General features: G+C 67.8%; 29 protein-coding genes and 1 tRNA gene. 1 reads left to right on the top strand and 29 read right to left on the bottom strand.

Annotated elements, in window-relative coordinates:
* Window positions 1-30: 30 nt before the first annotated feature.
* From C472_RS12215 to C472_RS12080, 29 genes are all read right to left on the bottom strand, one after another.
* Entirely contained in the window at window positions 31-543 is a 513-nt protein-coding gene (locus C472_RS12215) for a hypothetical protein (protein WP_006630146.1), read from the bottom strand.
* On the bottom strand, window positions 536-733 hold the full coding sequence (locus tag C472_RS12210; RefSeq protein ID WP_006630145.1) for a hypothetical protein: 198 nt from the start codon (window positions 731-733) through the stop codon (window positions 536-538). Before C472_RS12210 ends, C472_RS12215 begins: the two co-directional genes overlap by 8 nt.
* Entirely contained in the window at window positions 726-851 is a 126-nt protein-coding gene (locus tag C472_RS18030) for a hypothetical protein (protein WP_275039751.1), read from the bottom strand. Before C472_RS18030 ends, C472_RS12210 begins: the two co-directional genes overlap by 8 nt.
* 121 nt (window positions 852-972) lie before the next feature.
* Window positions 973-2,457, bottom strand: coding sequence for a preprotein translocase subunit SecY (secY, locus tag C472_RS12205; protein WP_006630144.1), 1,485 nt, complete (start codon window positions 2,455-2,457; stop codon window positions 973-975).
* Window position 2,458: 1 nt separating this feature from the next.
* A complete protein-coding gene (locus C472_RS12200) occupies window positions 2,459-2,956 on the bottom strand; it encodes an uL15m family ribosomal protein (protein ID WP_006630143.1) in 498 nt (165 codons plus the stop codon).
* Window positions 2,953-3,417: a 50S ribosomal protein L30 gene (locus C472_RS12195; RefSeq protein ID WP_006630142.1), complete on the bottom strand. Its 465-nt coding sequence runs from the start codon at window positions 3,415-3,417 to the stop codon at window positions 2,953-2,955. Before C472_RS12195 ends, C472_RS12200 begins: the two co-directional genes overlap by 4 nt.
* A complete protein-coding gene (locus C472_RS12190; protein ID WP_006630141.1) occupies window positions 3,417-4,064 on the bottom strand; it encodes a 30S ribosomal protein S5 in 648 nt (215 codons plus the stop codon). Before C472_RS12190 ends, C472_RS12195 begins: the two co-directional genes overlap by 1 nt.
* Window positions 4,057-4,614, bottom strand: a complete 558-nt coding sequence (locus C472_RS12185; RefSeq protein WP_006630140.1) for a 50S ribosomal protein L18 — start codon at window positions 4,612-4,614, stop codon at window positions 4,057-4,059. Before C472_RS12185 ends, C472_RS12190 begins: the two co-directional genes overlap by 8 nt.
* Window positions 4,614-5,075, bottom strand: a complete 462-nt coding sequence (locus C472_RS12180; RefSeq protein WP_006630139.1) for a 50S ribosomal protein L19e — start codon at window positions 5,073-5,075, stop codon at window positions 4,614-4,616. The genes C472_RS12185 and C472_RS12180 overlap by 1 nt, the downstream gene beginning before the upstream one ends.
* Window positions 5,068-5,778 (bottom strand): 50S ribosomal protein L32e, encoded by a 711-nt coding sequence (locus tag C472_RS12175; RefSeq protein WP_006630138.1) that lies wholly within the window; start codon window positions 5,776-5,778, stop codon window positions 5,068-5,070. The genes C472_RS12180 and C472_RS12175 overlap by 8 nt, the downstream gene beginning before the upstream one ends.
* A gap of 3 nt (window positions 5,779-5,781) precedes the next feature.
* Window positions 5,782-6,315, bottom strand: coding sequence for a 50S ribosomal protein L6 (locus C472_RS12170; RefSeq protein ID WP_006630137.1), 534 nt, complete (start codon window positions 6,313-6,315; stop codon window positions 5,782-5,784).
* A 2-nt stretch (window positions 6,316-6,317) separates the two neighbouring features.
* Complete coding sequence (locus C472_RS12165) at window positions 6,318-6,710, bottom strand: 30S ribosomal protein S8 (RefSeq protein ID WP_004047215.1); 393 nt, start codon at window positions 6,708-6,710, stop codon at window positions 6,318-6,320.
* Between the two features lie 2 nt (window positions 6,711-6,712).
* Window positions 6,713-6,886: a 30S ribosomal protein S14 gene (locus C472_RS12160; protein WP_004597423.1), complete on the bottom strand. Its 174-nt coding sequence runs from the start codon at window positions 6,884-6,886 to the stop codon at window positions 6,713-6,715.
* Window positions 6,883-7,407, bottom strand: a complete 525-nt coding sequence (locus C472_RS12155; protein ID WP_006630136.1) for a 50S ribosomal protein L5 — start codon at window positions 7,405-7,407, stop codon at window positions 6,883-6,885. Before C472_RS12155 ends, C472_RS12160 begins: the two co-directional genes overlap by 4 nt.
* Complete coding sequence (locus C472_RS12150) at window positions 7,400-8,119, bottom strand: 30S ribosomal protein S4e (RefSeq protein WP_006630135.1); 720 nt, start codon at window positions 8,117-8,119, stop codon at window positions 7,400-7,402. Before C472_RS12150 ends, C472_RS12155 begins: the two co-directional genes overlap by 8 nt.
* Window positions 8,116-8,472, bottom strand: a complete 357-nt coding sequence (gene rplX, locus C472_RS12145) for a 50S ribosomal protein L24 (RefSeq protein WP_006630134.1) — start codon at window positions 8,470-8,472, stop codon at window positions 8,116-8,118. The genes C472_RS12150 and rplX overlap by 4 nt, the downstream gene beginning before the upstream one ends.
* 2 nt (window positions 8,473-8,474) lie before the next feature.
* Window positions 8,475-8,873: a 50S ribosomal protein L14 gene (locus tag C472_RS12140; protein ID WP_004597429.1), complete on the bottom strand. Its 399-nt coding sequence runs from the start codon at window positions 8,871-8,873 to the stop codon at window positions 8,475-8,477.
* Window positions 8,873-9,217, bottom strand: a complete 345-nt coding sequence (locus C472_RS12135) for a 30S ribosomal protein S17 (RefSeq protein ID WP_006630133.1) — start codon at window positions 9,215-9,217, stop codon at window positions 8,873-8,875. The genes C472_RS12140 and C472_RS12135 overlap by 1 nt, the downstream gene beginning before the upstream one ends.
* The gene (locus C472_RS12130) at window positions 9,208-9,666 is read right to left on the bottom strand and encodes a ribonuclease P protein component 1 (protein ID WP_006630132.1); all 459 of its coding nucleotides are present in this window, start codon (window positions 9,664-9,666) and stop codon (window positions 9,208-9,210) included. Before C472_RS12130 ends, C472_RS12135 begins: the two co-directional genes overlap by 10 nt.
* 1 nt (window position 9,667) lies before the next feature.
* Window positions 9,668-9,883: a 50S ribosomal protein L29 gene (gene rpmC, locus C472_RS12125; RefSeq protein WP_006630131.1), complete on the bottom strand. Its 216-nt coding sequence runs from the start codon at window positions 9,881-9,883 to the stop codon at window positions 9,668-9,670.
* A complete protein-coding gene (locus tag C472_RS12120; protein WP_006630130.1) occupies window positions 9,884-10,822 on the bottom strand; it encodes a 30S ribosomal protein S3 in 939 nt (312 codons plus the stop codon).
* Window positions 10,822-11,286 carry a 50S ribosomal protein L22 gene (locus C472_RS12115; RefSeq protein ID WP_006630129.1) on the bottom strand — a complete coding sequence of 155 codons (465 nt, stop codon included), beginning with the start codon at window positions 11,284-11,286 and terminating at the stop codon, window positions 10,822-10,824. Before C472_RS12115 ends, C472_RS12120 begins: the two co-directional genes overlap by 1 nt.
* Before the next feature lie 3 nt (window positions 11,287-11,289).
* The gene (locus C472_RS12110; RefSeq protein WP_006630128.1) at window positions 11,290-11,715 is read right to left on the bottom strand and encodes a 30S ribosomal protein S19; all 426 of its coding nucleotides are present in this window, start codon (window positions 11,713-11,715) and stop codon (window positions 11,290-11,292) included.
* The gene (locus tag C472_RS12105) at window positions 11,712-12,434 is read right to left on the bottom strand and encodes a 50S ribosomal protein L2 (protein ID WP_049906594.1); all 723 of its coding nucleotides are present in this window, start codon (window positions 12,432-12,434) and stop codon (window positions 11,712-11,714) included. The genes C472_RS12110 and C472_RS12105 overlap by 4 nt, the downstream gene beginning before the upstream one ends.
* A gap of 1 nt (window position 12,435) precedes the next feature.
* The gene (locus tag C472_RS12100) at window positions 12,436-12,690 is read right to left on the bottom strand and encodes a 50S ribosomal protein L23 (protein ID WP_006630126.1); all 255 of its coding nucleotides are present in this window, start codon (window positions 12,688-12,690) and stop codon (window positions 12,436-12,438) included.
* A complete protein-coding gene (gene rpl4p, locus C472_RS12095; protein WP_006630125.1) occupies window positions 12,687-13,433 on the bottom strand; it encodes a 50S ribosomal protein L4 in 747 nt (248 codons plus the stop codon). The genes C472_RS12100 and rpl4p overlap by 4 nt, the downstream gene beginning before the upstream one ends.
* Window positions 13,434-13,436: 3 nt before the next feature.
* Window positions 13,437-14,453: a 50S ribosomal protein L3 gene (locus tag C472_RS12090; protein WP_006630124.1), complete on the bottom strand. Its 1,017-nt coding sequence runs from the start codon at window positions 14,451-14,453 to the stop codon at window positions 13,437-13,439.
* 4 nt (window positions 14,454-14,457) lie between these two features.
* On the bottom strand, window positions 14,458-15,324 hold the full coding sequence (locus C472_RS12085; protein ID WP_049906615.1) for a putative RNA uridine N3 methyltransferase: 867 nt from the start codon (window positions 15,322-15,324) through the stop codon (window positions 14,458-14,460).
* Window positions 15,325-15,490: 166 nt separating this feature from the next.
* On the bottom strand, window positions 15,491-16,756 hold the full coding sequence (locus C472_RS12080; protein ID WP_006630122.1) for a PQQ-dependent sugar dehydrogenase: 1,266 nt from the start codon (window positions 16,754-16,756) through the stop codon (window positions 15,491-15,493).
* A gap of 107 nt (window positions 16,757-16,863) precedes the next feature.
* Between C472_RS12080 and C472_RS12075 the strand changes: the two genes are divergently transcribed.
* Window positions 16,864-16,934 (top strand) — tRNA-Gly (locus C472_RS12075).
* Window positions 16,935-17,180: the final 246 nt, after the last annotated feature.

The following is a 17,180-nucleotide window of genomic DNA, read 5'->3' as shown; positions in this document are numbered from 1 at the left end:
GTGGAATCCCGCGATCGAACTGCGCCATGTTCAGCGCACCTCCTCGGTCATTCCGATTTTTCCGCCGGAAAACGCCCGGCCTCGTTTTGCCTCCTGCGCGTCGATCGCGAGGTGGTAGTTGTCTCCGGCCGGGTTGCGAGCGACGAAGCCGTCAACCTTGCTCCCCGTCTTCTCGTCGGCGAGGCCGGCCGCCTTCCGGATGAGACGGTAGCACGTCGAGTCGCCGATGTCGCCGTCGAAGATCTCCCACTTGATGTCGTCGTAGTCGAGCTTCGCGCGGCCGTGGCTCTCCGTCGCCTTCCGGAAGCCGTGCTCTCGGACCATGCCGACCTTCTCGTCGGCGGAGAGGTCGTTCGCGTCGCGGTCTTCGTCGAGTTCGGAGACGCGAAGTTCGAGCGCGGTCAGGTCGTCTTGGAGCTGGTCGACAGTCGCGTTCGTCTCCTCGAGCTCACCGCGCAGTTCGTCTTCGACTTCCTGGAGGCGTGTGAGCGACTGCTGTGCGATCGCGAGGGCGTCACGGGCGGAGACATCGTCCTCAGACATCGTCTCCCCCCTCCTCGTCCGCGAGAGCTTCTTGCTTCGAGAGGCGGCGTTCGACCTCGTCGAGTCGTGAACGCAACTCAGCAGTCTCGTCCTTGAGGTCGGAGATGTCTTCCTCGATCCCGACAGTCTTCGCGAGAGCGCGCTGCGCAACGGCCAGCGCCTCCTCGACACTCACCTCCTCCTCAGGCATCGCCGATCACCTCGCCGTCGTTGGCGTCGTCAGGACAGACGGGGCGCTCGCGACCGTCTTCGAGGCGGATAACGACCTCGGCGTCGTCGGTACAGCCGAGGGCGGTACAGACCGCCATCTACGCGGTCACCTCCGTAGCAGCCGCTGAAGGTGTCTGAGCAGGATGTCCGGCAGTCGCCCGCCGGGTTTCTAAGAAAGATGGAACAGGCCTTAGAGGGCCTAAGGACCGCAGATATCCGCTATTCTGAGCCGAACATCTGGCGCATCATCGGATGCATCTCCATCAGCTGCTCTTCGGCGATCTCCTCGTACAGCTTGTACGTGATGGAGACCGCCAGCAGCAGCCCGGTTCCGGAGACCTGACCGATGGTGCCGAGCAGGTTCGCCATCACGGCGAGCAGCCCGACGAGGGCACCGCCGATGACGGTCACCTGCGGGATGTACCGCTCCATGACCTTCTCGACGACCTGCGGGTTCCGGCGGAACCCGGGGATCTGCATCCCGGAGTTCTGGATCTGTTTCGCGGTCGCCTCCGGGCCCATCCCGGTCGTCTCGACCCAGAAGATCGCGAAGATGGCACCGCCGACGATCATGAACGTCAGGTCGACGGCGAGCCGGATGCCGATCATCCACGGCTCGATTGACGCCGCCTCGAGTTCGCCGAGGAACCACATCCACTGGGTCCGCGCCTGAATGGGGTTCAGGTAGTAGAACAGCCCGGAGATGGGCTGTCCCGCGTCGGTGTACGTGCCGAGCCACGCCGGCATCCCCGCCCACTGCGAGGAGAGGAACTGGCCGAGGAACTGGATGTTCGCCTGTAGCGCGCGAACGAGGATCATCGGCAGGACGGACGCGTAGATGAGCTTCACCGGGAAGCGTCCGCGAGCCCCCTTCACGCGGGCGTGTGACAGCGGGATCTCGACGCGGACCGACTCCGCGTACACGACGATACCGAAGATGAACACCGTGGTGAAAAGCGCCAGAATGTTCCCCGGATCGAAGAGGAGGTTCTGGAGCCCTTCGGCCGTGAACGGCGACATCGACACCGGCACGTCGCCGAATATCACGCCGTACCAGTTCGCGAAGAAGCCGGACGCGCCGAGCGCGGAGAAGCTGAAGAAGCCGCCGACGATCTGCTGGCTCACGGACGCGATGATGAACAGTCCGACGCCGGAGCCGACGCCCCACTTGCTCACGATCTCGTCCATGAACAGGATGAGGATGCCGCCGACGAAGATCTGCGCGAAGATCAGCACCTGAACGCCGAACACGCCGATCCCGAGCGTGCTGGCGACGGCCTCGTCAGCCGGCAGGAACGAGCCCGTGAACACCATCGGAGCCGCCGTCAAGGCGGAGACGATGATCACGAGCAGCTTCTGGAGGCCCTGATAGAGGACCTGGTCCCGCGGGTCGTTCTCCGTGTCGAGTCCGAGGAGGTTCGCACCGCCCAACAGCTGGAGGACGATGGACGCCGTGACGATCGGTCCGATACCGACCTGTAGCAGCGACCCGGACGACCCGGCGAGCACCGACCGGAACTGCCCGAAGAAGTCCGACCCCTGCCCGACCGCCAACCCGAACGGGTTGATGTTGGTCAGGAAGAAGTAGACGATCAGGATTCCGGCCGTCCACGTGAGCTTCCGTCTGAACGGGACGTGTCCCGCGGGCCGCTCCACGACGGGCATCCGCGAGAGCACCGGTTCGGCGGCCTCCTTCCAGCTCATGTTACGCCTCGTCGTTCTCGTCGTCGGAAGTGTTTTCCGGTTCGTCAGCGGCGTCTTCGGCGCGCTCCGAGAGCGTCGCCTCGCCGCCGGCCTCCTCGATGAGCTCGACCGCGCCGGCGGTGAACGCGTCCGCCGTGACGCGGAGCTCGCGGCGGACCTGCCCGCCGCCGAGCACCTTCACGACGTCCGCCTCGTGGCCGTCCTCGACGACGTCGCGCGCGTCGAAGACGTACGCGTCGCCGTCCTCCTCGGCGAGGCCGTCCGCGGCGTACAGCGCCGCGTCCTCGTCGAGCTTCTGGACCTTCACTTCGAGGACCTCCGTCTTGGCGTCCTCGGGACGCTTGAACCCGTGCTTGCCGAGCGGGCCGTAGTTGTGGTACTCGTGTTTCGCGCGGCCGGCCGCGCCGCGGCCGCCGCGGTGACCGGCTCCGCGCCGGTTCTTGTGCGTGCCGCCGCCGTGCGTGCGCGAGCCGCGCTGTCGCTTTTTCTTGCTCGTCATCGCATCGCCTCCAGGAGACTGTCGATCTCCTCGGTAGTGTGTTTCCCGAGTTCGCCGCCCTCGATCACGGGGTGTTTGATCCCCTCGTGACCGCCGCGGGGCGCGTGGAGCCGCAGCGTCGGCGAGAGGCCCTGCTCGCGCAGGGTCGTCTCCTCGTCGACGAGCGCCTCGGCCAGCGCCTCGAGGTCGGCGTAGTCGGTGTTGTCGTCGATCCACTCGTCGTCGATGTCGGCGGAGCCCTCGAGGGGGTCGCCGCGTCGCGCGATCGTACGCGCGACGCTCTCGACGCTCGGTTCCCCGAACGCGACGACGTCGTTGACCTTCGTGATCATGCCGTTGTACGAGTCCGTCTCGGGGACGAACGTCGCGTGGTTGACGCGCCCGATGTTCAACATGTCGAGCGTGTCCTCGACGCCGTAGTCGAGGTTGACGTCACCGCGGAGCTGGACGATCGCCTGCATCACTCGCTCACCTCGTCGTAGTGGACTTCACGCGCGTGCTGCGGAGTGCGGGACTGCGCCGCGTTCTCCAGGGCGTTGAACGTCGCCTTCGCGAGGTTCACCGTCGTGCGCGTGTTGCCGTCGGAGTTCGTCCAGGCGTCCTCGACGCCGGCGAGCTCCAAGATGTTGCGGACCGTCTCCGCGGCCGCGAGACCCAGCCCCTGCGGGGCGGGCTTGACCTCGACCGTGACGGATCCGGCCTTCCCCTTCGCCGTCCGGGTGAGGGAGTTGGTGCCGCCGGGCTGGTCCTCCCAGGACCCGGAGCCGCGGTCGACGGAGATGATGTTCAGCTTCGCGACGTCGATCGCCTTCTGGATGGCACCGCCGACCTGGTCGTCCCGGGCCTGCGCGTAGCCGAGGTAGCCGTCGCGGTTGCCCACGGCGACCACGCAGCGGAACTTCACGCGGCGGCCCGAGTCGGTCATGCGCTGGACCATGTTGATGTCCAGCACCTCGTCTTCCAGCCCCGGGAGGAGCTGGTCGACGATCTCGGCCTCCTTCAGCGGGAGCCCGGATTCGAGCGCCTGTTCCATCGACGTGATGTCGCCGTCCTGTACCTTGCGGCCGAGTCGCGTCCGCGGTTCCCAGCCGTCGTTGTGTCTACTCATGGTCCTCCTGGATTGTCGCGAGCACGTCGTCGAAGTGCTCGGGTAGCTCGCTGGCGTCGAACTCGCCGCTGTACAGCGGCTCGTCGAGCTGCTCGGCATAGTCGGCGATGTGCTCGCCGCGCGTGCGCGACCAGTCGGCCAGCACGTCGTCGTTGTGCGGGATCTCGAGGCCCGCGTCGATCGCTCCTTCCTGTGCCGCGAACGTCTTGTTGCCGGGGGTCGCCGTGTTGAGCCCGATGTCGAGGACGGCCTCTTCGAGGCCGGCGTCGACGGCGCGAGCGCCCGCGAGGTAGCCCGTGAGGTACGCGCTGGGGAGGTTGCCCGTGGGGGCGTCCCAGCCGTACTCGTCGAGCTCCTCGCTGGAGGCGGCCGCGTGGGTCTCGTCGCCGTCCGGTCCGGGGGTCACCAGCTGCGCCCTGACGTGAGCGTTGCTCACCCGGGCGACCAGGCGAGGCTTGCCCGATTTCAGCAGGCGCAACCTCTGATGGTAATCCGTCCGGACTTCGCGGCGGCGGCGCATCGGCACCTTGTATCGTGGTCCTGTCGCCATTAGTCCGTCACCTCGTAGCCGTACTGCGTCCGAATGTACGCCTCGAGACGGGCGACGTCCTCGAAGTCTCCGCCGCTCGCCTTATTGTAAAGCGTGCGGTACTCGGGGGCGTCGAGCACGTCTTCCTCGTCGCGAAGCTCCTTCAGGCGCGCCCGCTGTGCGCGGATCCGCACCTTCCAGTCGTCTTTCGTGTCCTGCCGCGCGCCGGATTTGCCCTTCCGGGTACCGGCACCCGACTGGTGCCCGTAGGAGCGCTTCTCGGCGCGCTCGCGGGCGCGACCGCGCGAGTTCGTCTTCGCGTCCTTCGCGCGGATCGTTCCCTGTTCGATGAGTTCGCGGACATCCTCGCGGGTGATCGCGTCCGCGATCTCCTCCTGTGCCTCGGGGTCGAGCCAGACGCGGCCCTTGCCGACGTCTAACTCGTCCGCCGCAAGCCGTTTCTGGGCCTTCAGATCACTCATCGTCGACCTCCACTTCGACGTAGGTCGGGTTCAGCACGCGGATCTCGCGCTCCTCCGCCTCGTCTTCGATCAGTTCGCGCTTGCGACCGCCGACCTTCGAGGCGATCCGCACCGCCTGCGTGTCGCCGTCGACGCCCTCGAGGTCGTCCGTGTTGTGAACGCGGACCTCCTCGAAGCCGCTCGGGTGTAGGTCGCGGGACGCTGTCGGCGAACGGAAGCCGGCCTCGACGACCGGCCCCTTCGATTTCATCCGACGGCGCTGCTTGGAGAGCCCGCCGCGCGGCTTTCGCCACGACGTCGGGATCCGCTTTTTCTTGTGGTAGTCCTGCCGGTTGAACTGCGGTTTCCCCTCGCGGTGCTTCTGTGCGAGCGCGCGAGCGGTCTCGTCGTCCAGGTTCGGCGTCTTGTCGGCGTGGCCGCGGGGGCGAAGCTCCGTCTCGACGTCCTCGGACTCGTCGGTCTCCTCGACCGCCTCCTCCTCGTCCGTCTCGTCTTCGATCTCCGCGTCCGCCTCCTCGTCGACCTCCAGTCCGCCGACGTCGGCCTTGATACGCGCAGCGAGCGCGTTGCCGACGCCGTCGACCTCGGAGAGCTCCGACTGGGAGGCGGCCTTCACGTCTTCGACCGTCTCGTAGCCGGCCTCGCGAAGGGCGTCCGCCTTCGAGGGACCGACACCGCTGATGTCTTCCAGTTCGTCTGCCATTGGTTAGGCACCTCCGGTGGGCTTCTCGACGATGTACACGCCGTCCTGGAAGACGCGCGTGTCCTTGTCGGTCACCTTCGTCAGCTGTTCGATGTCGGCGGCGGTCTGCCCGACGGCCTCCTTGTCGGAGCCCGAAAGCGTGACCGTCTCGCCGTCGACCTGTACCTCTGTGTCTCCGCGGATCGGGGTGCGCCGCGCGGCGCTCTCTCCGAGGAAGTTCTCGATGACGACCTCGTCGCCCTCAACGGTCACCTGCATCGGGAAGTGGGCGTAGTACACTTCCATCGCGTACTCCCATCCCTCGGTGACGCCGTGGATCATGTTGGCGACGTGGCTCTCGAAGGTGCCGACCGTCGCGTTGGTCTTCGCGTCCTCGTTGTCGGTGGTGATGACCACCGCGCCCTCCTCGACCGACACCTCGACGTCGGGGTACCAGAGGCGTCGCGTGACGCTCCCGTTGGGACCCTCGACGGTGAGTTCGAGGTGGTCGGTCTCGGCGGAGACGTCGTCCGGAATCTCGATTTCGACTCTGTTCATTGTTAGTAGACGTATGCGATCACTTGGCCGCCGATGCCCTCTTCGCGGGCCTCGTAGTGGCTCATGACGCCGTGGCTCGTCGTGACGATGAGCGTCCCGTAGTCACGGGCGGGGAGGTACCGCTTCTCCCACTTCTCGAACTCGTCAGCGCCCGCCGAGTAGCGGGGCTTGACCGCGCCACACTCGTTGATCGCGCCTTTCAGTTCGACCTCGAACTTCCCGGCCTTCCCGTCGTCGACGTACTCGAAGCCGTCGACGTACCCGCGGTCGTAGAGGACCTCGAGGACGGAGCCGATGATGTTCGAAGCGGGCTCTACCGTGTACGACAGATGGCCAACGCTCTCGGCGTTGTCCATGCCGGCGAGCGCGTTGGTGAATGGATCGTTTCCCGTCATGATCAGCTGTACTTCTCGAATCCCATGTCTCGGGCGACCTCGCGGAAACACTGCCGGCAGAGGTTGATGTCGTACTTGCCGACGAGTCCCTGCTCGCGGTCGCACCGCCGGCACGTGTGCCGGGAGTCGGTGCGCTTCGCGGCGTGCTCGCCCGTGTCGTTGTTCGCTTCGCTCATTCGGTTACCTCGACGTCGAAGTTCGTTTCGAGGAACGCGGCCGCGTCCTCGGCTGTCATTCGGTGGCGGGCGGGGATCGTCCCCGTCGCCTTGTCGCGTTTCGAGACGCGGTAGCCGGGACGGACGATCGTCGTCGTCACGTCGAGACCGTAGATCCCGGTGTTGGGATCGTACTCCTGGCTCGGGAAGTCGGTGTGGTCCTCGACCCCGAAGCTGAGGTTACCCGTGTCGTCGAACTGGCTTCGACCGACCTCGACCAGGTCAAGCGCGGTTTCGAGGAACGCGTGCGCGTCCTCGCCCCGCAGCGTCACCTTGACGCCGATCGGGTCGCCCTTGCGGATCCCGAACTCGGCGATGGTGCGCTTCGAGGTGGTCCGGACCGACTGCTGGCCCGTGATCTCCTCGATGATCTCCTCGGCGTCGGCGAGGGGTTCACCGCCCTGCCCGACGCCCATGTGGACGACGACCTTCTCGAGGTACGGCTCGCGCATCTCGTGGTCGGCGCTCTCGGCTTCACTCATCCGAATCACCTGCCTCGTCGTCGTCGGTGAAGTTCTCGTCGATCACGACGACGTACTCCTCGACCGTCTCGTAGCCGCCGTCCTCGCTGGCGACGGTCACGGTGTTGTCTCCGGAGCCGAGGGTCACGTCGATGTCGTCGATCTCGCCGATCTGCCCGGCGTGCTGGCCGGCGACGGCGGTCACGAGCGCGCCCTCCTCGTACTCGAAGTGGGCGACGATCTCCTTCGTCTCGTTGTCGACGACGATCGAGTCGTTCGTGTCGTAGTCCGCGTCGTCGTCGACGCGGACGTTCGTCCCGTCGTGGAGCGTCAGCTGAACGACGCCGCCGGGGACGACGGTCTTGTTCGTGATCTTCCCGAGCCGGCTGCCCGCGGCCTCCTCGTCGACGGGGGTCAGCGCGAGCCGACCGCCCTCGTCGGGGAAGACGCGGAAGTACTCCCCGCGCTCGGGGAACGCCAGGATGTCGAACATCCCGATCGGACGCTGTTCGTCCGAGATGGCGTCCCCGTTGACGAGGATCGAGTCGTTGTTCAGCGCGTAGCGCGCCTCCTTCGTCGAGTCGACGTAACCGAGCACGTCCCGAAGCAGGACGACGAGCGGAACGCCCGCCTCGCCGTGCGGGCCCGCGCCCGCCTTCACCGTGAACGTGTCCGTCTTGCGCTCGACCGGCCAGGAGTTCGGTACTGACAGTCGCTTCTGGTGTCGCGTCATTCGTTGTCCTCCTGGAGCCGCGCCTCGCGGCGCTCGTCTTCCAGATCCAGTTCGGTCACCCGGACGTTGCTCGCCGGGATGGGGCGGGGAACCTCTTCCCCGTCGGCCTTCTCGACGGTGACGTCCTCGACCGTGATCCGCTCGGCGGACAGGTCGACGGAGACGACCTCCGCCTCCGTGCCGGCCGCGTCGCCGCGAAGCACCTCGACGGTGTCGCCGGCGTTGACGCGGACGTTCCGCTGTCCGTACTCCGCGCGGAGGTCCTCGGTCAGGGTGGCCCGGACCTGATTCTGCCGCTCGTGGAGCGGCGCGGTCTCCGACCGTTTTCGCTGTTTGCGTGGCTGTTTCGTCATAGTTAGACGATCATCGTCGCGGTCGAGGCGATGCTCCCGAATCGTTCGGCGACCTCGCGGGCGACGGGGCCTTTGATCTCCGTGCCCCGCGGCTCCTCGAGGTCGTCGATGATGACGGCCGCGTTGTCCTCGAACTTCACACGCGTGCCGTCCGGACGGCGGATCGGCTTGCGCTGACGGACGACGACCGCCTCCAGCACCTGCCGCCGCATCTCCGGGGTCCCTTTCGTGACCGAGACGGTCACCTTGTCGCCGATCCCTGCCTTCGGGTGTCGGTTCTTCGTGCCGGAGTAGCCCGACACGGAGATGACCTTCAGCTCACGAGCGCCGGTGTTGTCGGCGCACGTGATGAGCGAGCCCTTCGAGAGCCCCTGCGTGACGTCGGCCTTGAGCGCCTCCATCACTGATCACCCGACAGGATCTCGACGACGACGTGGGACTTCGTCTTCGAGAGCGGTCGCGTCTCCGCGATTGTCACTTCGTCACCGACTTCGAGCGAGTCGAGCACGCCCGGCACGTGGGCCGGGATGCGCGAGCGACGCTTCATGTACCGATCGTATTTCGGCACGAACACGTCGTACTCTCGCTCGACGATGACGGTCTTTTCCATATCCGTCGACACGACCGTTCCCTCGCGGGTCTGGCCGCGGACGGAGAGCTGCCCGTAGAACGGGCACTTCTCGTAGTCGTAATCCTCCGGGTTGTCTGGCTCCGGAGGCGTGGGTACGTCGATTCCTATCGCCATTGTGTGGCACCTCGTTCGGTGCGTTCGGCGGGTCGATGTCGCAACCGATCGCCATCCACCGTCGCGTAGACCGCGTCTTTGCACTCGCCTCGCCGGCTCGCCGGACCCGCACCGTCACCGTCGACGGCGCTTGTGGATCCGGACGGGCCAGACTGACGGGGGCGGACCCCCGTAGTATCCGACCCGAGTTGGGACGCGGACCCCGGCGACTGACCGTCGCCGGCGGCTTCATCTGTGCGAGCGGTCGGCGTCTCGACGACGCCGAACTCGAACGTCGCGCCCGACTTGGGCACGCGCTTGTCCCCCGACTCCGTCCGGACCACGAGGGTGCCGAACGTCTCGTCGAGCACGCGACCGGCGAGGCCAACGCGGGCGTCGCTGTCGGCGTCGACCACCCGAACCGGGAGGCCGACGAGTTCGTGTCGAACGAGGGTGTCGGGGGAGATCATCTCACTGTTCCTCGTCGAAGTCGCCTTCTTCCGTCTGGATCGTCTTGATCCGCGCGATGGTCTTCTTCAGCTCGTTGACGCGGCCCGGGCTCTCCGGCATGCCGCCGGCCGCCCGCTGCGCCTTCGAGTTGAGCAGCTCGGTCTCGAGCTCCTCGAGTTCGACCTGCCGCTCCGCAGCGGTCATGTCGCGGATCTCGTCGGTGTACAGTATCGCCATTTACTCGTCCTCCTCGTCTTCCTCGTCGGCCGCCTCCATCTCCGCGACGAGGTCGGCCGCCTCGGACTCGATCTCTTCGTCGAGCTCGTCGAGCTCGTCGGCCTCCGCGTCGCCGACCGGCTCCTCTTCGGCGACGTCGGTCGCCTCGCTGGCCGTGTCCTGCGTCTCCTCGACGACTTCCTCGACGACCTCCTCGTCGATGACCTCGGCGGGGTCCTCGTCGGGGACCTCAACGTCGTCGTCGGCCCCGACGTCCGGGACCTCCTCGGGCTCTTCCTCTAAGAGCGCCTCGACGCCTTCGTCGTCGCCCGCGGCCGCGGCCTGCTCGACCTCCGGGACCTCGGCGTCCTCGCGGACCTCGAAGTCGTCGGGCAGGGTCGCGCCCGGCGGGATGATCTTCACGTTGACGCCGATCGTCCCGAGCTTCATGACCGCGACGCCCTGGCCGTGGTCGACGACCTCCTCGGCGGGCTCGCCGTTGTGCTTGATGTAGCCGCGGTTGAACTTCTCGACGCGAGAGCGCGCGCCGGTGACCTTGCCGGACAGGACGATCTCGGCACCCAGCGCGCCGGCGTCCATGATCCGGTCGATCGTCGTGTGACCGGCCTTCCGGAAGTACCAGCCGCGTTCGAGGGCGTTCGCGAGACGGTCCGCGACGATCTGGGCGTTCAGGTCGGGCTCGTCGACCTCCTGAACGTCGATCTGCGGGTCGTCCATGTCGAAGCGGTCCTCCAGCTCGGTGGTGATCTTGCGGATGTTCTTCCCGCCCTTCCCGATCACCATGCCGGGCTTTTCGGCCTTCAAGACGATCTGCGTGCCCATCGGCGTCTGGGCGACGTCCATCCCGCCGTAGCCGGCGCGGCCGAGCTCGTCCGCGAAGAACTCGTTGATCTGGGAACGGCGCAGGCCGTCCTCGATGAATTGGTGTTCGTCAGCCATTAGTTGTCAGCCTCCGGCTCCTCGATGATCAGTTCGACGTCGGCGAGCGTGGTGTTCCACTCCGTCGCGCCCGCGGCGCGGGGGTTCCGACCGGGGCGTTCGCCGACCTTGTGGGGGGCGACGTGTTTGATGACCATCTCCTCGCCGTCGAACCCCTGCTCGTCGGCGTTGTTCTTGACGTTCTCCAAGAGCTTGAGGAAGTCCTTGGCGGCCTTCTCGGGGTACCGTCCCGCGTCCCAGCCGTCGATGTCGGAGCGGTGGCCCGCGCCGGCGTTGTGCTGGCGCATCGGCACCGAGGTCTCCTCGTCGATGACTTCATGGAGGAACTCCTCCGCGTCGGCGACCGTCTCGCCTTTGATCTCTCGGGAGATCTCCTTGCTGTCCTTCACGCTGATGGGCCGGTCGCGGAGCATCCCCTTGGCGGTGGTCTCCGGGTCGGCCTCGACGCTGTAGTTGATTCCCATGGGTTACTTGAGGGGCACGAACTTCGAGGACCGGGTCGCGCCGATGCCGGCCTGGCCGTGTTCGACGGTGCTTCGGGTGAGGTGGAACTCACCGAGGTAGTGCCCGATCATCTCGGGCTCGACCTGAACGCGCTCGAAGCTGTGTCCGTTGTACACGGCGAAGGTGACGCCGACGAACTCCGGCAGCACCGGCATATCGCGCAGGTGCGTCCGGATCGGGTCGTCGGCCGTCGTCTCCTTGTCGCGGCTCCGGACCGTCTCCAGCAGCTTCTGCTGTTCGGTGCCGAGTCCGCGAACGATGCTTCGCCGCTGGCGTGCGGGGAGCAGTTCCGCGACCTCGTCTACGTCCATCTCCTGCAGCTCGTCGAGCGAGTGACCGCGGTAGGCGAACTCCTTGTCCTCGCGGCCGGTTCGGTAATCTGAACTCATTTGTTGCCACCTCGTCCGGTGCGCTTGGATGCGATGTCACCCCCCTTGCGTCCCGGCGGGGCGTCCCGCGAGACGGACTTCGGCTGTCCGGGGTGTTGGCGACCACCGCCACCGAAGGGGTGGTCGACGGCGTTCATCGCGACGCCGCGGACGCGCGGGTATTTCGTGCCGCGCGCCTTCATCTTGTGGTGTTTGTTCCCGGCCTTGACGAAGGGTTTCTCCGTCCGGCCGCCGCCCGCGACCACGCCGATCGTGGCGCGGCACTGGGGGTCGAGCCGCTTCACTTCGCCGCTGGGGAGCTGGACGACCGCGACGTCGCGGTCGTGGGTGAGAAGCGTCGCCGACACGCCGGAGGCGCGCGCGAACTTCCCGCCGTCCCCGCGGTTGCTCTCGACGTTACAGACCGGGACGCCCTCGGGGATCTCCGCCAGCGGGAGCGTGTTGCCCGGCTTGATCTCCGCCGAGACGCCGACCTGGATCGTCTCGCCCACGCGCACGCCTTCCGGCGCGAGCACGAGCCGACGGTCGTCGTCCTCGAACTCGATCTCCGCGAGCGGAGCCGAGCGGGCGGGGTCGTGTTCGATCCCGACGATCTCGCCGGTGATCGTGTCCACGTCTTCGAGCTTCTTGTGCGACAGTTCCGCCTTGTAACGGTGGGAGGGGGCCCGGAACGTCGGGCCGCCGCGTCCGCGCCGTTGTCCTTGAATTCGTCGTCCCATCTTAGAACACCCCGATGCGCGAGGCGATTTCGGTCGCGTCGTCGTCCTCGGAGAGGGTGACGATCGCCTTCTTCTCGCCCTGCGGCGTCACCTGCGTGTTCACGTCCGTGACGCCCACGTCGTAGCGGTCGGCGACCTCGGAGCTGATCTCCGGCTTGGTCGCGTCCACGTCGACGAGGAACAGGAGCTTGTTGTTGAAGTCCATCTCGTTCATCGCCTGCTCGGTGACGATCGGATGCTCGATGATCGAGTTCATCGGTCGGCCACCTCCGAGACGGCGCTTTCGGTCCACAGCGTGAGTCGGCCCGGGTGCGCGCCCGGCGCGAGGTCCTCCGCGTTGACCTCGTCGGCGGTCGCGACGTCGACGCCCGCGAGGTTGCGGGCGGCGCGGGACGGCTCCTCGCTGGTGACGACGAGGACGGACTTCGGCTGGCGGTACTTTCGGCCGCGGGCCTTGCCCTGTCCGGCGCGGACGGAGCGGCCCTCCTCGGAGCGCTCGATGTCGGCGTCGACGCCGACGGCTTCGAGCACGCTCAGGGCCTCCTGCGTCTTCTGGAGGTCCTCGAACTCGTCGCTCACGACGAGCGGGAGCTCGAGGTCATCGTCGAACGCGTGGCCGCGCTCGGCGACGAGCTCGGCGTCGGTCGTGGCCGCGATGGCCGACCGGATGGCGAGCTGTCGCTCCTTGTCGTTCAGTTTCTTCGTCTGGTCCTTCTCGGCCTTCGGCGGGTGCGCGGCGCGCCCCGACACGGCGTGCGGGACGCGACGGGCGACGTTCTCGGAACGCGGCACGTGCGCGAGCCCGCGGCCGGAGCCGAACGACTCGGCGGGCGTCCGCAGCCCGGCGAACTCGTCTGCCCCGTAGGCCTGCTTTCGGTTGGCCTGGGCGGCACCGACCGCGCGACCGATGAGGTCCGGTCGGAACGCGGTCTCGAAGACGTCCGGCAGATCGATCGTGCCGGCCTCGTCGCCGTCCAGGTCGTGTACTGTTGCGTTCATTGGTTATCCCTGGTTGGATTCGGTTGAAACGTACCGGACCTCGGGGTCGAGGCGCGGCTGGTCGTTCGGCCGGATGGCCGGGCGGAAGCGCAGCAGGCGCTGGTCCGGTCCCGGCAGCGAGCCCTTGATGAGCGCGTACTCGCCGTCGACCTCGCCGTAGTTGACGAAGCCGCCGTCGACGGAGGCGTCGTCGCCCTCGCCGAAGTCGATGAGGCGCTTGTTGAGCTCGGTGCGCTGGTGGTAGCCGGTCTGGCCCTGCTGGGGCACGGTCGAGCGGACGCGCGAGGGGTTCCACGGACCGAGGTTCCCGATCCGACGCCGCCATCCCTGACGGGCGTGTTTGCCCTTCCGCTTTTGAACGCCCCACCGCTTGACGGGACCCTGCGTCCCCTTGCCCTTCGTGATGCCGGAGACGTCGGTGTACTGTCCCGCGCGGAAGACGTCGCCGAACTCGTGGGCACCGCCCTCGGCGACCAGGTCCAGCGCGAAGTCGGCGCGCTCCTCCAAGGAGCCGCCGCCGACGCGCGTCTCCATGACGTCGGGCTTCTTCTTGGGCACGTTCGAGAGCTCCGAGGGCGCGGTGTGGGTGATGACGCGCACGTCGTCGACGACGTCGTCGTCGAGCAGCGCGCGCAGCTCCTCCGCGTCGGCCTCGAAGGTGTCTTCCGCCGGCAGGTCGAGGGCGCGGTCGAGCTCCTCGTGGAACTCGCCGCTCCAGACCTCTGCGACCGGCTTCTGTCCGTACGGCGTCTCTTCGTAGGCTCGCACGGCGACGGCGTACATCTGCGGCGTCTCGACGACGGTGACGGGAACGGCCTCCTCCATTCCCTCACGCGGCGAGTTCGCCTCGTCGTTGACCATCATGACGTGGGTCATCCCGGCTTTGTAGCCGGCGAATCCCTGCAGCGCAGGGGCCCCGTCGTCTTCTGGCCACGAACGGATGCGCGGCACCTCGCTGTCTGCGCGGGTGCGCGGGCCGTAGCCCAGCGAGCCTTTTCGTGGTCGGCTTGGTTGTGGCATGTGTTTACTCCGTGAGTGTGAGCGAGCCGAGGGTCGCGAACAGAGCCTCCTCCGTCCGGACGACCTCGCTCGCCTGTGCCGGGATCGTGTTCAGCCAGAGGTCGAACCCCGGATCGGGTTCGACCGAGCGGCCGTCGGCGACGGCCGCTCGAATGCGGTCGGGCGAGAGCCCGAGCATCTCCGGAAGCCCCCGCTCGGGCGCGCCGAAGGCGACGGTGTAACCGCCTGCCTCGCGGGCGTCCGAGACGAGGTCGCCGAGCCGCGAGACGGAGAGTTCCTCCCCGTGTCGCGACGTCGCGACGGCCAGTCCGTCGCCGGCGAGCGCTTCCGACAGGTCCGCGGCCACGACCTGGAAGCCCGCCTCGGGCTTCCCGGTGATGCGGGCGCGGACCGGTTCTCTCGAAGAGACCCTGATGGTGACGCGCTCCCCCTGCTCGACCTCCATTCCGGAGGGAACGAGCAGGGAGATCGGGTGTTCCCCCAGCGGGGAATTGACCCGGACGCGGCCTTCAGGTCCGACCTCGGTCACGAGTCCCTGTGTTTTCGACTCTCCCCCGCTAGGGGTCGAGCCGGTCCGCCACGGCACGCGGAGCGGGGGGAGTACACCGACGTACCGGAGTTCGTCGCGCTGCCCCCAGAGGTCCTTCCGGAGCTCCGGGGGCGTCGCGGCGTACCCCAGCACGGTGCGGACGTACTCCCCGCCCCGTCGACCGTCGCCTTCCGAGTCGGGGAAGACGACCAGCCGATCCGCCCGGAACACCGCCGCCGCACGGGCGACGTAGCCGAGTTTGCGAGTCGCCTCGCGGTCATCCTCGGCCTCCCGAACGAGCGAAGACGGTACACAGATCGTGAGCCCGTCTTCGGTACGCATCGTGGCGAGACTGTACCCCTCGATTTCGGACGCCACCGTAAAAGGATAGCGGTCCCGATCTCCGGCTGTGCCGCGTTCACACGGGGTCTGGCGGTCGAATTCGACGTCGAGACCGTGCGAACCGTCACCGCGGTGGCGGGGGGAGAGGCCGGGACGGTGACGACCTTCACGCCGGAACGATCCGCGCGATCGGCGCGTCGCCGTCGTCGACCGCGACGTAGAGGTGGCCGGTGGCCGGTTCGACCGCGACCGCGCGCATCCGCCACTCCCGGTCGGCGAGCAGCGGCTCGCGCTCCGTCACCGACGCCCCCTCGGCACCCGTGCCCGCGACCGTGAACCGACCGAGGTACTGCGCCGCGAGCGTCCCGGCGAGGAGGTCGCCGCGCCACTCGGGGAACGCGTCGCCGTCGTAGAAGACAGCCCCGCTCGGCGGGAAGCCGCCGGAGCCGCACGGCCAGTAGTGGACCGGCGCGGTCACGCCCTCGCGCTCGTCGTGCGCCGGGGCAAACGGCTCGTCGGTCCCGTAGCGACAGGCCTCGCTGGCGACCGGCCAGCCGTAGTCCCGCCCGCGCTCGACGACGTTGATCTCGTCGCCGTCCTCCTCGCCGTGTTCGCACTGCCAGAGCGCGCCCGTCTCGGAGCGCACGGCCATCGCCTGCGGGTTGCGGTGGCCGTAGCTGTACAGCGCGTCGGCCGCATCGGGGTCGTCGGAGAAGGGATTCTCCGGGTGAGCGTCGCCGTCGGGCGTGAGCCGCAGCGTCGCGCCCAGCTCCGTCGACCGGTCCTGCGAGACGTGGTCGGGGCCGAAGTTCGTGTCGCGTCTGTCGCCGACGCTGACGAACAGCGCGCCGTCGGGACCGAACGTCGCCCGCGACCCGAAGTGGTTCGCGCCCTCGCGGAACGGCTCGGCGGCGAAGATGGCCTCGAACCCCTCAAGCGCGGGCCCGTCGTCGCCGTCGAGCGGGAGCCGCCCGGCCCCGACGTGCGTCGTCGCGCCGCGCTCGCCGTCGCGGGTCGCGCTGTAGGTGAGGTAGACCCGGCCGTCGTCCGGATAGTCGGGGTGGACCGCGACGTCGAGCAGGCCGCCCTGTCCCTCCGCGAACACCTCGGGCGCGCCCGCGACCTCCTCGACGGTCCCGTCCGCGGGGTCGACGAGCGAGAGCCGGCCCGGCCGCTCGGTGACGAGTAGGCGGCCGTCGCCGGGCAGGAACGCGATCCCCCACGGGTTCTCGAACCCCTCCGCGACGGTCTCGACTGCGTAGTCCACGTCCGCGCCGTCGTCCGGCGGCGGGTCGTCGCCGTCCTCGCCGTCACCGTCGTCACCCTCGCCGCCGAGACACCCGGCGAGCGCGGGGAGGGCTCCGGTCCCGACGAGGCCGCCGGTCGCGCGGAGGGCGGTGCGTCTGTCGATCCGGGGGGAACTGTCGGCCATTGGTTGCGTTCGACCCGACATGGGGACGCGGCACCGATGACCCTTCCGCCGACCGTCGTTCGGAACCCTTATATCTCCGACTCCGGCTACGATCGGATGCGAAGCACGCACCGGTAGTGTAGTGGTATCACGCAACCTTGCCATGGTTGCAACCCGAGTTCAAATCTCGGCCGGTGCATTTTCTCACTTCGTTCGAAAATCCACCGGCCTGACTCCCGCTCGCTCCGCTCGCGGGAATCTCGGCCGGTGCGGTTCCTCACTACACGAGCCGGACAGGGAGTTGTTCGTCTCGGTCGGAGTAGTTCCGTAGATCCGTCTTCTCTCGCAGCAACGCACCTCACGCCTCCCCAACCTCGCGGCTCACGGCTCGCGGCTTCGCCGCTCGCGTTCGCCGCGTCCCTCGCACGCGCTCCTCGGCCGCGAT

This window comes from Halorubrum tebenquichense DSM 14210, from assembly GCF_000337415.1.
Lineage (GTDB): Archaea > Halobacteriota > Halobacteria > Halobacteriales > Haloferacaceae > Halorubrum > Halorubrum tebenquichense.
This window is presented reverse-complemented; position numbering and strand designations above follow the sequence as displayed.